Source organism: Starkeya nomas (genome assembly GCF_902703545.1).
GTDB lineage: Bacteria > Pseudomonadota > Alphaproteobacteria > Rhizobiales > Xanthobacteraceae > Ancylobacter > Ancylobacter moscoviensis.
In genome coordinates, this window is the sequence record NZ_CACSAS010000001.1 from 4,150,168 (window position 1) to 4,164,927 (window position 14,760).

Consider the following 14,760-nt stretch of genomic DNA (forward strand, 5'->3'; position numbering starts at 1 on the left):
CTATTTTCAGCCCATGGCAAACTCATCCTTCCTCGCCGGTCTCCGCCGCCGCCTCGATCCCGTCCTGCCCGCCGCCCTGCGTGGGGATACGCCGGTCGTGCCGGTGGTGCGGCTCGTCGGCGCCATCGGCATGTCCACGCCGTTCCGCCCCGGCATCACCTTCGCCAACACCGCCAAGGCGCTGGAGCGCGCTTTCGCGGTGAAGGGCGCCAGGGCGGTGGCGCTGGTGATCAACTCGCCCGGCGGCGCGCCGGCGCAGTCGCACCTCGTCTACAAGCGCATCCGCGCGCTGGCGGAGGAGAAGAAGCTTCCGGTCATCGCCTTCGTGGAGGATGTCGCGGCCTCGGGCGGCTACATGCTCGCCTGCGCCGCCGACGAGATCGTCGCCGATGTGTTCTCCATCGTCGGCTCCATCGGCGTGGTGAGCGCCGGCTTCGGCTTTCCCCGCGCGCTGGAGAAGCTCGGCATCGACCGGCGCGTCTACACCGCCGGCGAGCGCAAGGTGATGCTCGACCCGTTCCAGCCGGAGAAGCCGGAGGATGTGGAGCGGCTGAAGGCGCTGCAGCAGGAGATCCATGCCGCCTTCGCCTCGCTGGTGAAGGAGCGGCGCGGCGACGTGCTGGATGCGGACGAGACGACGCTGTTCTCCGGCGAATTCTGGTCGGCGCCGCAGGCGCAGGGCCTCGGCCTCGTCGATTCGATCGGCGACCTGCGCTCCTTCCTGCGCGCCCGGTACGGCGACAAGGTGCTGACCCCGCTGATCGAGACCCGGCCCGGCCTGTTCGGCCGCCGCTCGCCCGGGGTGATGGGGATCGGCGGCGACGCGGGAGCCGGGCTTGGTTCCGGCATCGGCGCGGGCGCGGCGGAAACCCTCATTTCCGCCGCAGAGGAACGCGCATTATGGAGCCGCTTCGGGCTCTGAGCGCCCGTTCCGCGAGGCTTCCAACACCCGAGACCATTCGGACACCCGACATGCCGCCCGTCTTCGTGCTTGCCCTCGGCGCCCTCGGCGCCGCCGCCCTGGTGAGGATACTGGCCCGCGAGTCCCGCCGCGTGAACGCCGAGCTCGACGCGCAGCGCCGCGTCGAGGAGGCGACGCAGGGCGACCGCCGCGGCACGCTGCGCCGCGATCCGGCGTCCGGCGAGTACCGGCCGAGCGATTCCTGAGCGGGACGCCCGTTCCACACGGCGTCGCGGCTCGAACCGTTCCAAGCTGACGGTCGGGCCCATCATTACCGCGAATTCACTTTGTGCACCGCAGGTCCGGCCTTATCCCCTTGAAGGGGAAGGCTGATGGGACACGACGATGCTGCAGAGGGCGGATAGCGACTGGACGATGGAAGGCAAGGCGGGTTCCCCGGCACGTCGTCGGCGCTGGCCGCTCGTGCTCGCCGTCGCGCTGCTCGCCGCGGGCGCCGCCTACTACACCTATGGCGGGAACACGCAGGAGGCAGCGCCGGTCCTCCAGACCGCCCGGGTCGAGACCGGCGACATCGAGACCAGCGTCACCGCCATCGCCAAGATGCAGCCCAAGACCTATGTCGATGTCGGCACGCAGGTCTCCGGCCAGCTGCGCACCATCCGTCCCGATGTCGGCGATGTCGTGAAGAAGGACGACCTGCTCGCCGAGATCGATCCCACCGTTTACCAGACCCGCGTCGCCGGCGACCGCGCCAGCCTCGACAATCTGCGCGCCCAGCTCGCGCAGGCCGAGGCGCAGCTTACCCTCGACAGGCTGCGCAACGAGCGGGCCCAGCAGCTCCTGAAGAACCAGTCCGGCAGCAAGGATGCCGCCGACGCGGCGGAGGCGACCGAGCGCATCAGCGAGGCCAAGATCGACGCGCTCAAGGCGCAGATCGCCCAGACGCAGGCAACGCTGGAGGGCGACCTCGCCAATCTCGGCTACACCAAGATCTACGCGCCGATCGACGGCACGGTGGTGTCGATCACCGCCCGCGAGGGCGGCACGCTGAACGCCAACCAGTCCGCGCCCATCGTGCTGCGCATCGCCGACCTGCAGACCATGACCGTCACCGCGCAGGTGGCGGAGGGCGACATTCCGAAGATCACGGTGGGCACGCCGGCCTATTTCTCCACCCTCGGCCTGCCGGACCGGCGCTGGCGCGGGCAGGTGCGGCAGATCGAGCCGACGCCGACCATCGTCAACGACGTGGTGCTCTACAATGTGCTGATCGACGTGCCGAACGAGGACCTGACGCTGATGACCGACATGACGGCGCAGGTCTTCTTCCGCCTCGGCGAGGCCAAGGGCGTGCCGCTGGTGCCGACGCCGGCGGTGCGCACCGCGCGCGACGGCACACAAAGTGTGCGCGTGGTCACCGACAAGGGGCCGCAGGACCGGGTCATCAAGACCGGCCTGTCGAACCGCAGCGTGACGCAGGTGATCGAGGGACTTCAGCCCGGCGACACCGTCATCATCGGTTCGGGTGCGCCGGCCGCCGGGCCGCGTCCCGGCACGGACCGGCCCCGCATGCCCCCGCGCCTCGGCTGAGGCGGGCCGATGAGCGAGGTCGCCCCGCGTACCGACGAGGCCGTCCCGGCTGCGGCGCATGCCGCCCCCGGCGCCGGCACGCGCCCGATCATCGAGCTCGTCGACGTCAGCCGCATCTACCCCAACGGCGAGACCGTGGTGCGCGCGCTGGACCGGGTGTCGCTCGCCATACATCCGGGTGAGTTCGTCGCCATCATGGGCCAGTCGGGCTCGGGCAAGTCGACGCTGATGAACATCGTCGGCTGCCTCGACCGCGCCTCCTCCGGCACCTACCGGGTGGACGGAGTGGACGTCGCCGATCTCGACGCCGACGCGCTGGCCGAGCTGCGCTGCTCGACCTTCGGCTTCGTGTTCCAGCGCTACAACCTGCTGCCGAGCCTCACCGCCGCCGAGAATGTCGAGATTCCCGCCATCTATGCCGGCACCCCGAAGGAGGAGCGGGTCGAGCGCGCCCATCTCCTGCTCGCCCGGCTCGGGCTCGGGGAGCGCAGCGAGCATCGCCCCAGCCAGCTTTCCGGCGGCCAGCAGCAGCGCGTCTCGATCTCGCGCGCGCTGATGAACGCCGCGCCGGTGATCCTCGCCGACGAGCCGACCGGCGCGCTCGACACGCGCTCGGGCGAGGACGTCCTGGCGCTGCTCTCCGAGCTGAACGCCGAGGGGCACACGGTTATCCTGATCACCCACGATCCGGACGTGGCGGCGCATGCCCGGCGCATCGTGCGCTTCCAGGACGGGCGCATCGTCGCCGACGAGCGGCACGAGAGCGAGCCCGCCCGCGCGCCGATGCCGGCCTCCGGCCCCGCCCGGCGCGGCGGGCTGGCGCGCTTCCTGCCCGATCTGGCGGAGGCGGTGCGCATGGCCTTCGCCTCGATGCACGCCAACATCTTCCGCACCGCGCTGACGCTGCTTGGCATCGTCATCGGCGTCGCCTCGGTCATCACCATGCTGGCGGTGGGCGACGGCGGCAAGCAGAGCGTGCTGGAGCGCATCTCGCAGATCGGCACCAACCTCCTGATCGTGCGGCCCGGCGCCGCCGGCATCCGCTCCTCCGGCGACAACGCCACGCTGCTGCCGGAGGACGCCGACGCGCTCGCCGCCATACCGGGCGTGAGCGCCATCGCGCCGGAACGCTCCGGCCGCTACACGATGCGCTACGGCTCGGAGGACTATTTCACCTCGGTCAGCGGCACGACGCCGGACTATCTCGCCGCCCGCGACTGGCAGATCGCGCGGGGCGTGATGTTCACCAACGCCGATGTGCGGGCCTATGCGCCGGTGGTGGTGCTGGGCCAGACCGTGGCGCGCAACCTGTTCGGCGAGGACGACCCGATCGGCCGGCACGTGCTGGTGAAGAACGTGCCCTACGAGGTGATCGGCGTGCTCTCGCCGCGCGGCGCCAACGCCTTCGGGCAGGATCAGGACGACATGGCGCTGGTGCCGCTGTCGACGGGCTTCGTGCGGGTGTTCGGGCGGCAGTTCCTCAATTCCATCACCGTGAAGGTGGCGGATGCCGGCGACATCCCGAAGGTCGAGAGCGCCATCACCCGCATCATTGCCGAGCGGCACCAGGCCGAGGACTTCCAGGTGCGCAACACCGCGCAGTTCCTGGAGACGGCGATGGAGACGCAGAACACGCTCACGCTGGTTCTGGGCTGCGTCGCCGCCATCTCGCTGCTGGTGGCCGGCATCGGGGTGATGAACATCATGCTGGTGAGCGTGACCGAGCGCACGCGCGAGATCGGCATCCGCATGGCGACCGGCGCGCGCATGAGCAACATCATGCTGCAGTTCAACACCGAGGCGCTGGTGGTGTGCTCGGTCGGCGGGGCGGTCGGCGTCGGGCTGGGCCTCGCCGCGGCGCTGGGGCTGGAGGCGATGGGCGTCACCATCGTGCTGTCGCTGATGCCGCCGCTGGTGGCCTTCGGCTGCGCCTTCCTCACCGGCCTCGTCTTCGGCTACCTGCCGGCGCGCAAGGCGGCGGGGCTCGATCCGGTGGTGGCGCTGGCCTACGAATAGGCCTCCGCCGCCGCGTGCCAGTTTGGCCCCGTTGTCCCCGGGGGCAAGCCCGGCCATGGCGACTCGCGGCAGGCAGCCCCTTGCCCCTCGCGGCCCGAACGTTTAGGCGGAACGCCGGGATGGCGGCCGGTTGGGAATGCCGCATGACGAGGGTTGGCGCATGAACGTACTTCTGCTCGGCTCGGGTGGCCGCGAGCATGCGCTCGCCTGGAAGCTGGCGCAGAGCGCCCTGATGGGCGCCTTCTTCGCGCTGCCGGGCAATCCGGGCATCGCCGAATACGCCAACTGCTTCGGCAGCATTCCGCTGGAGGACCACGACGCCATCGTCGCCATCTGCCAGGCCGAGAAGATCGACCTCGTGGTCGTCGGCCCCGAGGCGCCGCTGGTGGACGGCATCGCCGATCGGCTGATCGCCGAGGGCATCGCGGTCTTCGGCCCGCGCCGGGTGGCGGCGCAGCTCGAGGGTTCCAAGCTCTTCACCAAGGAGCTGTGCAAGGCCCACGACATCCCCACCGCCGCCTTCGGCCGCTTCACCGAGGCGGGCGCCGCCCGCGCCTTCGTGCAGCGGCACGGCGCGCCCATCGTGCTCAAGGCCGACGGGCTGATGGCCGGCAAGGGCGTCATCGTGGCGATGACGCTGGAGGAGGCGCTCGCCGGCATCGACGAGGTGTTCGCCATGGGCGGGGCGGGGACGGAGATCCTGATCGAGGAATTCCTTGAAGGCGAGGAGGTCTCGTTCTTCTGCCTCGTCGACGGCGAGACGGTGCTGTCCTTCGGCTCCGCGCAGGACCACAAGCGCGCCTTCGACGGCGACCAGGGCCCGAACACCGGCGGCATGGGCGCCTATTCGCCCGCCCCGGTCTTCACCGCCGAGATGGAGCGGCGCACCCTGCACGAGATCGTCAAGCCGACGGCGCGGGCGCTCGCCGACGCGGCCAGCCCCTATCGCGGCGTGCTGTTCGCCGGGCTGATGATCACCGCCGAGGGGCCCAAGCTGATCGAGTACAACGTCCGTTTCGGCGATCCCGAGTGCCAGGTGCTGATGATGCGCATGGAGGGCGACCTGCTGCCGCTGCTCCATGCCGTCGCCACCGGGCAGCTGGAGGACCAGCCGGTGCCGCTGAAGCCCGACGCCGCCATCTCCGTCGTAATGGCGACGAAGGGCTATCCCGGCGCCTACGAGAAGGGCTCGCGCATCGGCGGGCTGGAGGCGGCCGAGACCATTCCCGGCGTGAAGGTGTTCCACGCCGGCACCAGCCGGGCGGGCGACGCCATCGTCGCCGCCGGCGGGCGCGTGCTCAACGTCACGGCGGTGGGCGGCAATGTCGCCGAGGCACGCGAGCGCGCCTATGACGCCATTGCCCGCATCGACTGGCCGGAGGGCTTCTGCCGCCGCGACATCGCCTGGCGGGCTCTGGGCGAGTAGCCGCAGCGCCTCCCGGGAGGTCTCGCAGTACCGATTTATCCGGCTTTTTCGCGCGCCGCGCACTGGCGGTGGCAGCGCCGTACGCCCATTATCAAACAAATGCCGTGCTGATGCGGCATCGGGCGAAGCCATGGACGATTCCACCACAGGACGGCGGCGCGGCGAGCCCGCGCCGCACGATGACGCCCCGCCGCCCACCCTGGCTGCGCCGCCGGAACCGACACTGCATGTCGCGCATCATCCCAGCCTCGCCGTCGCGCTGGGCTCGGGGGGCGCGCGCGGCCTGTCGCACATCCTCGTGCTGGAAGCGCTGGACGATCTCGGTCTCCGGCCTACCGCCATGGCGGGGGCCTCCATCGGCGCGATGTTCGCGGCGGTCTATGCGGCCGGCATGCCGGCGCGCGACATCCGCCATCTCGTCACCCACACGCTGCGCAATCGCGGCGAGGTGATGCGCCGCCTGCTGGCCGCCCGCGTCGGGCGCATCAAGGACCTTTTCGGCGGGCTGGGAAACCCGGTGCTGGTCGACGCCGAGCGGCTGATCGAGGGTTTCCTGCCGGAGGCGGTGCCGGAGACCTTCGAGGAACTGTCGATCCCGCTGCAGGTGGTGGCGACCGATTACTGGGAGCGCTGCGAGCGGACCTTCGAGCGCGGGCCGATCCGCCCGGCGGTGGCGGCCTCGCTCGCCATACCCGGGCTGATCCGCGCCGTGCAGCATGGCGGGCACACGCTGGTCGATGGCGGCGCGGTGAACCCGCTGCCCTTCGACCTGCTGCGGACCCGGGCCGATATCGTTATCGCGGTCGACATCACCGGCGGCCATGGCGGCGAGGCGCGCGGTGTCCCGGCGCCCTTCGACGCCATGTTCGCGACGTTGCAGATCATGGCGAGCTCGATCGTCGGCGAGAAGCTGAAGGCGGGCGCGCCGGACATATTGATCCGGCCGAACGTGAATGATTTCCGGGTGCTCGACTTCTTCCGCGCCGCTGCCATCCTGAAGGCGGCCGAGCCGGTGAAGGACGAGGTGAAGCGCCGGCTGGAGGTCGTGCTCGGCTGAATCCTGTCCGCTAGAGCCGTCCCGGCCAGCGGCGCTCGGCGAAGAACTCGCGGAGCAGCTCGGCCGATTCGCGCTCGCCGAGGCCGCCATAGGTCTCCGGCTTGTGGTGGCAGGTCGGCTGGGCGAAGAAGCGCACTCCGCTCTCGATCGCGCCGCCCTTGGGGTCGGACGCGCCGTAATAGACCCGCCGGAGCCGGGCGAAGGAGATGGCGCCGGCGCACATGGTGCAGGGCTCCAGCGTGACGTAGAGGTCGCATTCGGCGAGCCGATCGTTGCCGAGCACCGAGGCGGCGGCGCGGATCACCATCATTTCCGCATGGGCGGTGGGATCGGCGAGCTCGCGCATGCGGTTGCCCTCGGCGGCGAGCGCGGTGCCGTTTCGCACCAGCACCGCGCCGACCGGCACCTCGCCGCGCGCCCCGGCCTTGGCCGCTTCCGCCAGCGCCAGCAGCATGAAGTCGGTGCGCGCCCGCGCGGCCCCGGAACCGGCTCCATCGCCCGAATTGTTCGTCGTCAAAGCCCTACTCGCCAAAAGCTCGCTTCATCCCGCAGGACATGCTAGAGCCGGATCCGATCAGGTTGAAACAACCTGATCGGTAAATCCGTCTCCATCTCCATGATAACGAGACCGTTTTGCCGATCAGATCGCACATGCAATCTGATCGGAACGGGCTCTCGTACCGCCGCCTCGAGACCAGATCGAATCCCCATGCCGAAAAACCCGCCGCCCCGCAAGGACCACAACCGCGTTCCGCGCGCCCCCCGCACCCTGGCGCCGGCCGAGCCGCGCGAGGCCGAGCGCGTCGCCAAGGTCATCGCCCGCGCCGGGCTCGGCTCGCGCCGCGAGATCGAGGAATGGATCCTCGCCGGCCGCGTGGCGGTCAATGGCGAGATCCTGGAAAGCCCCGCCCGCACCGTGACGGGCGAGGACAAGATCACCGTGGATGGCGCGCCGCTGCCCGACAAGGAGCGCACGCGGCTGTTCCTCTACCACAAGCCCAAGGGCGTGGTGACGACCAATTACGACCCCGAGGGACGGCCGACGCTGTTCGAGATCCTGCCCGGCGGCCTGCCGCGCCTGGTTTCCGTCGGCCGGCTCGACCTCAACACCGAGGGGCTGATCCTGCTCACCAATGACGGCGGGCTCTCGCGCGTGCTGGAGCTGCCGGAAACCGGCTGGCTGCGTCGCTACCGGGTGCGCGCCAAGGGCGACATCACCCAGGACAAGCTCGACGCGCTGATCGCCGGCGTCACGGTGGACGGCGTGCATTACGGGCCGATCGAGGCGAAGCTCGACCGCGTGCAGGGCGCCAATTCCTGGCTGACGCTGGCGCTGCGCGAGGGCAAGAACCGCGAGGTGCGCAACGTCCTCGGCTCGCTCGGGCTCGACGTGAACCGGCTGATCCGCCTCTCCTACGGCCCGTTCCAGCTCGGCGAGCTGCCGCAGGGCGAGGTGGAGGAAGTGCGCACCCGCGTGCTGGCCGATCAGCTCGGCGAGGCGCTGGCCGCTGCCGCCGGAGCCGATTTCGAAGGCCCGCTCTTCAACCATGGCGAGGACGAGGCGCCCCGGCGCGCCGCCAAGGCCCGTTATGCCGCGGCGGAAGGCGCCGAGGACCGCCACCGCCGCCGGCCGATCGACGCCGAGCCGGGCGAGGGCCGGGAAGTGACGGCCGGCATCGTCGCCGACCGCAAGGGCCGCAAGGTGCTGGTGCAGCGCGTGCGCTCGACCGAGACCGAGCCGGAGGAGGAGCGCCCGGCGCGCCGCCCGCGTCGTGACGACGAGCGCCCGCGCCGCGCCGAGGAACGGGGCGGCGAGCGCACCTTCCGTCGCCGGCCCGAGCGCCCCTTCGGGGACGAGGGCGGGCGCGAGGAGCGTGCCCATGAGGAGCGTTCCCGACCGGCCCGCGCCGCGACCAGCCGGGACCGCAAGGTCGGCGGCCCGCGCCCCGCGCGACCGCGCGGCGAGCGCGACGACGATGCGGGCGAGCGTCCGTTCCGCAGCCGCAGCGAGCGTCCGACCTATCCGCGCGAGGAGCGCGAGGGCGGCGGCGAGCGCCCCTTCCGGGTACGCGACGACCGGGCGGAGCGTCCCGAGCGTCCTTTCCGCGAGCGTCCGCGCCGCGAGGAAGGAGAGGGCGATTTCCGTCCCCGCGCCGAGCGTCCCTTCCGCGAACGGGGCCCGCGTCCCGAGGGCGATCGCGCCCCGCGCCGCGAGCGGCCCGAGGGCGGGCGCACCTTCCGCGGCGAGGGCAGTGACCGGCCCTATAGCGGCCGGGTGAAGTCCGAGCAGTCGCGTTTCCGTTCCCCGCGTTCCGACGAGGGCGGGCGCGAGGAGCGTGGCCCGCGCCGTGAACGCCCCGAGGGCGAGCGCAATTTCCGCCCGCGTCGCGAGGGCGAGGAGCGACCCTTCCGCGCCCGTCCCGACCGGGCGGAGCGTCCGGAGCGTCCGTTCGGCGAGCGCCCGCGCCGCGAGCGGGCGGATGGCGATTTCCGTCCCCGCGTTGAGCGTGCCGAGCGTCCGTTCCGCGAGCGGGGTCCGCGTCCGGAAGGCGATCGCGGCCCACGTCGCGAGCGTCCCGAGGGCGACAGTCCCTTCCGTTCGCGCGAGGATCGCCCGCGCGAGGACCGTCCGCGTGAGGATCGCGCGCCGCGTGGCGAGCGGCCGGAAGGCGGACGGCGTTTCGATCGGCCCGAAGGCCGGTCGTTCGGTCAGAAGTCCTTCGGTGGCGAGGCGGGCGAGCGGCCGCGTCGTCCCGGCGGGCCGGGCAAGAGCTTCGACAACAAGAGTTTCGGCAACAAGAGCTTTGGCGACCGGCCGGGCGGCGAGCGCCCCTCGCGCGGGAGCAAGCCCGGCGGATTCAAGTCCGGCGGCAAGTTCGGCGACAAGCCGGGTGGTCGTCCCGGCGGCGGCAAGCCGGCGGGTGGCCGGCCGACCGGCGGAAAGCCGGGGAGCAAGCCCGGCGGGCGTCCGCCTCGCGCTCCGCGCGGCTGAGGACGCCTGAGCGATGCGCATCGTCGGCGGGCGCTTCAAGGGGCGGGCGCTGCGCGGCCCGTCCTCCAACGCCACGCGACCGACCTCCGACCGGCTGCGCGAGGCGCTGTTCAACGTGCTCGCCCATGCCTATGACGACGCGGCGGACGGCGCGCGGGTGCTCGATCTGTTCGCCGGCACCGGCGCGCTGGGGCTGGAGGCGCTCTCGCGCGGGGCGACGTTCGCGGTCTTCGTGGACGAGGCGCCGGAGCCGCGCGGCCTGATCCGCGCCAATGTCGAGACGCTGGGTGTGGGCGGCATCACCCGCATCTTCCGCCGCGACGCGACGAAGCTCGGCGCGGCGCTGGCGAGCGATGCGTTCGACCTCGTCTTCTGCGACCCGCCCTATGGCCGCGGCCTCGCCGAAAAGGCGCTCGCCAGCGCGCGCGAGGGCAACTGGCTGGCGCCGGGAGCTCTGGTCATCGTCGAGGAGGCGACCGAGGCGGCTTTCCAGCCGCCGGACGGCTTCGAGGAACTGGAGCGCCGGCGCTACGACGGGAGCGAGGCGATCTTCCTGCGCGCGCCGTGACCTCTGCCCCGGACAGGCCGTGCCTGTGCCGGGCGGGGATGCCTCACCCCACTTCCTCGACCGCCGCGAGGATGCGCTCGATGTCTTCCGGGCGGGAGAGGCGGTGATCGCCATCCTTCACCAGGGTGAGCACGACATCGTCCTCGGCGAGGCAGGTGACGAGGCGCAATGCGTGCTGCCACGGCACATCGGGATCCGCGACGCCCTGCAGGATGCGCACCCGGCAGCCTACCGCGAAGGGCGCGCCGAGCACGAGGTTGCTGCGCCCGTCCTCGATCAGCGCGCGGGTGATCGGCTGGCCGGGGCCGTATTGCGAGGGGCGCACCCATTTGCCGACGTGCAGGATGGTGGCCCGCACGTCGTCCGGCATCGCCTTCCACATCAGCTCTTCGGTGAAGTCCGGTGCCGGGGCGATTAGCACCAGCGCGGCGAGCCGGCCGGCTTCGCCGCGCGCCGCTAGCGCCCGGGCGAGGAGCAGCGCGATCCAGCCGCCCATGGAGGAGCCGACGATGATCTGCGGGCCGCTGGTCTCGCGGTCGAAGACCGCCAGCGCGTCCTCGGCCCAGCGCGAGATGGTTCCCTCCTCGAAGTCGCCTTCCGATTCGCCATGACCGGAATAGTCGAAGCGCACGACCTGCCGACCGGTGCGCGCGCCCCATTCGGCGAGCGCTTCCGCCTTGGTGCCGCGCATGTCGGAGAGAAAGCCGCCGCACCAGACCACGCCGGGCTTCCCGGCGGTCGATATCCCCGGCGTCACCCGCACCGCGATCCGGCGCGCATCGGTGCCGACGGGGATGAAGCGTGGGGCGGTCTCGGGGGTCTCGGTCATGCTGGGCGGGTCCTCGTCATCGCTCGCGCGCCTTGCGATTCGGGCCAGGCGCGCCATCTTGGCTTACAGGCAGGTGCCGCGCGCGAACAGCGCGAAAGGGATGCTGCCGGCGGAACGAATGCGGCCCATTGGGCGATTGCATCGTTTCCGTGTCGTCACGCCGTTGACTTCTGACGGGTTTGTCACGATCTTCTGCGACCGTTTTTACGCGCGCGCAAGACGAGCCGGCCGGCACCCTTACGAGTCGCGGTGAAACGCATTTTCTGAAATGGCAGAGGAGAGAACCGCCATTCGCCGCCCCATGAGACCCGTCGCGCCGGAGAAGGAAGGCCCGCGCGTCAACGAAGACATCCGCATCCGCGAGGTGCAGCTCATCGACCAGGATGGGCAGAATCTCGGTGTCGTGCCCACGCGCGATGCCATTCTGCGCGCGCAGGAAGCGGGCCTCGATCTCGTCGAGATCGCCCCCAATTCCGTGCCGCCGGTCTGCAAGATCCTCGATTATGGCCGCTTCAAGTACCAGAACCAGAAGAAGGCCAACGAGGCGCGCAAGAAGCAGCACATCGTCGAGATCAAGGAAATCAAGCTGCGGCCCGGCATCGACACGCACGATTACGACGTGAAGATGAAGTCGATCCATCGCTTCTTCCAGGAAGGCGACAAGGTGAAGATCACCCTGCGCTTCCGTGGCCGCGAGATGGCGCATCAGGAGCTCGGCTACAAGCTTCTGAACAAGGTCAAGGAAGAGCTGGCGCCCGTGGCCAAGGTCGAGGCTGAGCCCTCGCTCGAAGGCCGCCAGATGATCATGGTGCTGGCACCGCGCTGAGCGGCGGCCGCGCCTTTTCCAGTGCTGCAGTTTGCGCGTTATCCCGGACGGCCCTCAGGGCCGGTCCGGGATCGCTCTTTTTTCCAGCGAATCCGCATGCGGTCTCCACTCCCCGGCGGGACGACGGCGCGCGCCTGCTAGTCCGGCAGGCTGCCGTTCTCGGCCAGCACGGCTCCCGCGAGATAGAGTGAGCCGGCGATGAGCACGCGCGGCGCCGGGCCGACCGGATAGGCGGCGAGCCCGTCCAGCGCGGCGGTGACGCTCGGCGCCGTCGAGGCGTCCATGCCGTGGGCACGCGCGGCGGCGGCCACGGCTTCCGGCGGCTGCGCCTTGTGCTCGCCGGGAATCGGCACGGCGATCAGCTCGCGCGCCAGCCCGGCGAAGGGTGCGAGGAAGGCGCCCGAATCCTTCGTCCCGAGCATGCCGACGATCAGCACCAGCGGCCGCGGCACGCGGTCCTCGATGTCCGCCAGTGCGGCGGCGAGCGCCTGGCCGCCGGCGGCGTTGTGGCCGCCGTCGAGCCAGATGTCGACGCCCTCCGGCGCGTGCTGGGTGAGCGGCCCCGGGCCGAGCCGCTGCAAGCGTGCCGGCCACTGGGCCGAGCGCATGCCCTCTTCGTAGGCGGCGGTCGGGATGCCGAGATCGGCGATGCGCAGCGCTTCCACCGCGAGGCCGGCATTGCCGATCTGGTGCGGGCCGACGAGGCGCGGGCGCGGCAGGTCCAGAAGCCCGGCCTCGTCCTCAACGACCAGTCGCCCGCCTTCCTCATGCGCCTGATACTGCTCGCCCATGATGGACAGCGGCACGCCAAGCCGGGCCGCCTGCCGCTCGATGACGGCGAGCGCCTCGCGAGGCTGGTGGCCGAGCACGGCCGGCACGCCGCGCTTCAGGATGCCCGCCTTCTCCGCCGCGATGGCGGCGACGGTCTCGCCGAGGAAGTCCACATGGTCGATGGAGACCGGCGTGATGACCGAGACGAGAGGCTTCTCGACGACGTTGGTGGCGTCGAGCCGGCCGCCGAGGCCGACCTCCAGGAGCAGCACGTCGGCGGGAACCTCGGAGAACAGCAGCAGCGCCGCCGCGGTGGTGATCTCGAAGAAGGTGATGGGCTCGCCGCCGTTCGCGGTCTCGGCGCGCGCCAGCGCTTCGGTGAGGCGGGCGTCGTCGACAATGGTGCCGGCGAGCCGGATGCGTTCGTTGAAGCGCACGAGATGCGGCGAGGTGTAGACGTGCACCCGCTTGCCGGCGGCTTCCAGCACGGCGCGCATGAAGGCGACGGTGGAACCCTTGCCGTTGGTGCCGGCGACATGGATCACCGGCGGCAGCCGGCGCTCGGGATGGCCGAGCCGCTCCAGAAGCCGCCACATGCGGTCCAGCGACAGGTCGATCAGCTTCGGGTGGAGGGCGAGCAGGCGGTCGAAGATGTCCTCGACCGGCCGCCGGCGCCCTTCCTCAGGGTCGGGACCGGCAGCGGGCAGGGAAGGCATGGGAGACCTCAGGCGCTCGCGGGCGCAGGTGGCGGCAGCGCGGCGGCGTCGCCCGCCGTGGCCGCGTCGGTGGAGGCCCTGACGGCTTCCGTCGCCGCCGGGGCACGCATCAGCAGGCGGCACAGCCGGCCGAGCGTGGCGCGCATGTCATGGCGGTGCACGACGAGGTCGATCATGCCGTGGTCGCGCAGATATTCGGCGCGCTGGAAGCCTTCGGGCAGCTTCTCACGGATGGTCTGCTCGATGACGCGCGGCCCGGCGAAGCCGATCAGCGCGCCCGGCTCGGCGATCTGGATGTCGCCCAGCATGGCGTAGGAGGCGGTGACGCCGCCGGTGGTCGGGTTGGTCAGCACCACGATGTAGGGCAGGCGCGCCTCGCGCAGCTCCTGGATGGCGCAGGTGGTGCGCGGCATCTGCATGAGCGAGAGGATGCCTTCCTGCATGCGTGCACCGCCCGACGAGGCGAACATGATGAAGGGGGTGCCGCGCGAGGCGGCGGTCTCGAGGCCGGTGACGATGGCCTCGCCGGCGGCCATGCCGAGCGAGCCGCCCATGAAGCCGAAATCCTGCACCGCGACAGTGACGGGGAGGTTCTCCAGCTTGCCGAAGCCGACCTTCAGCGCGTCCTGGGCGCCGGTCTTGGCACGGGCGTCCTTGAGGCGGTCGACATAGCGCTTCTCGTCACGGAACTTCAGCGGGTCGGCCGGCACCTGCGGCAGGGCGACGTCGTACCACTTGCCGCCGTCGAAGATCGAGCGCAGGCGCGCCGTCGGATCCATGCGCATGTGGTAGCCGGAGCCGGGAATGACGAAGAGGTTCGCCTCCAGGTCCTTGTGGAACACCATCTGCCCGGTCTCGGGGCACTTCACCCAGAGATTTTCCGGCACTTCCCGGCGGTTCAGGAACGAGCTGAGCTTCGGGCGGACGACGTTCGAGATCCAGTTCAACGGCTTGGCTCCAGAAAGCTTGGCTCCAGACGGCGATGGCGGCTGGCCGCGCGCCGGCCATCATCTAATGCGCGAGCGGGGCGATGAAAAGGCAGGAGCG

Annotated in this window: 13 protein-coding genes; 9 read left to right on the plus strand and 4 right to left on the minus strand. The window is 71.0% G+C overall.

Going from position 1 to position 14,760, the window contains the following annotated elements; translation table 11 throughout:
• The first annotated feature begins 13 nt into the window (after positions 1–13).
• From STARVERO_RS19595 to STARVERO_RS19620, 6 genes are all read left to right on the plus strand, one after another.
• Positions 14–922 (plus strand): S49 family peptidase, encoded by a 909-nt coding sequence (locus STARVERO_RS19595; protein WP_159600953.1) that lies wholly within the window; start codon positions 14–16, stop codon positions 920–922.
• A gap of 50 nt (positions 923–972) precedes the next feature.
• Complete coding sequence (locus STARVERO_RS19600) at positions 973–1,167, plus strand: hypothetical protein (protein WP_144341455.1); 195 nt, start codon at positions 973–975, stop codon at positions 1,165–1,167.
• A 139-nt stretch (positions 1,168–1,306) separates the two neighbouring features.
• The gene (locus STARVERO_RS19605) at positions 1,307–2,512 is read left to right on the plus strand and encodes an efflux RND transporter periplasmic adaptor subunit (RefSeq protein WP_144341456.1); all 1,206 of its coding nucleotides are present in this window, start codon (positions 1,307–1,309) and stop codon (positions 2,510–2,512) included.
• Positions 2,513–2,521: 9 nt separating this feature from the next.
• Entirely contained in the window at positions 2,522–4,528 is a 2,007-nt protein-coding gene (locus tag STARVERO_RS19610; protein WP_159600955.1) for a MacB family efflux pump subunit, read from the plus strand.
• Between the two features lie 160 nt (positions 4,529–4,688).
• Positions 4,689–5,954, plus strand: coding sequence for a phosphoribosylamine--glycine ligase (gene purD, locus STARVERO_RS19615; RefSeq protein ID WP_159600957.1), 1,266 nt, complete (start codon positions 4,689–4,691; stop codon positions 5,952–5,954).
• A gap of 130 nt (positions 5,955–6,084) precedes the next feature.
• Positions 6,085–7,011: a patatin-like phospholipase family protein gene (locus STARVERO_RS19620; RefSeq protein ID WP_159600959.1), complete on the plus strand. Its 927-nt coding sequence runs from the start codon at positions 6,085–6,087 to the stop codon at positions 7,009–7,011.
• 10 nt (positions 7,012–7,021) lie between these two features.
• Here STARVERO_RS19620 and STARVERO_RS19625 read toward each other — a convergent pair whose 3' ends face one another.
• Positions 7,022–7,465, minus strand: coding sequence for a nucleoside deaminase (locus tag STARVERO_RS19625; protein ID WP_159601922.1), 444 nt, complete (start codon positions 7,463–7,465; stop codon positions 7,022–7,024).
• A 255-nt stretch (positions 7,466–7,720) separates the two neighbouring features.
• Between STARVERO_RS19625 and STARVERO_RS19630 the strand changes: the two genes are divergently transcribed.
• A complete protein-coding gene (locus STARVERO_RS19630; protein WP_159600961.1) occupies positions 7,721–10,003 on the plus strand; it encodes a pseudouridine synthase in 2,283 nt (760 codons plus the stop codon).
• A 13-nt stretch (positions 10,004–10,016) separates the two neighbouring features.
• Positions 10,017–10,571 (plus strand): 16S rRNA (guanine(966)-N(2))-methyltransferase RsmD, encoded by a 555-nt coding sequence (gene rsmD, locus STARVERO_RS19635; protein WP_144341461.1) that lies wholly within the window; start codon positions 10,017–10,019, stop codon positions 10,569–10,571.
• Between the two features lie 43 nt (positions 10,572–10,614).
• Here the strand turns inward: rsmD and STARVERO_RS19640 are convergent, their stop codons facing one another.
• Positions 10,615–11,400 carry an alpha/beta hydrolase gene (locus STARVERO_RS19640; RefSeq protein ID WP_159600963.1) on the minus strand — a complete coding sequence of 262 codons (786 nt, stop codon included), beginning with the start codon at positions 11,398–11,400 and terminating at the stop codon, positions 10,615–10,617.
• Positions 11,401–11,701: 301 nt separating this feature from the next.
• Between STARVERO_RS19640 and infC the strand changes: the two genes are divergently transcribed.
• The gene (gene infC / locus STARVERO_RS19645; RefSeq protein ID WP_144341463.1) at positions 11,702–12,226 is read left to right on the plus strand and encodes a translation initiation factor IF-3; all 525 of its coding nucleotides are present in this window, start codon (positions 11,702–11,704) and stop codon (positions 12,224–12,226) included.
• A 137-nt stretch (positions 12,227–12,363) separates the two neighbouring features.
• Here infC and STARVERO_RS19650 read toward each other — a convergent pair whose 3' ends face one another.
• Together STARVERO_RS19650 and accD are read right to left on the minus strand one after the other, a co-directional pair.
• The gene (locus STARVERO_RS19650) at positions 12,364–13,713 is read right to left on the minus strand and encodes a bifunctional folylpolyglutamate synthase/dihydrofolate synthase (RefSeq protein ID WP_159600965.1); all 1,350 of its coding nucleotides are present in this window, start codon (positions 13,711–13,713) and stop codon (positions 12,364–12,366) included.
• Positions 13,714–13,721: 8 nt separating this feature from the next.
• A complete protein-coding gene (accD, locus tag STARVERO_RS19655) occupies positions 13,722–14,660 on the minus strand; it encodes an acetyl-CoA carboxylase, carboxyltransferase subunit beta (RefSeq protein WP_144341465.1) in 939 nt (312 codons plus the stop codon).
• Positions 14,661–14,760: the final 100 nt, after the last annotated feature.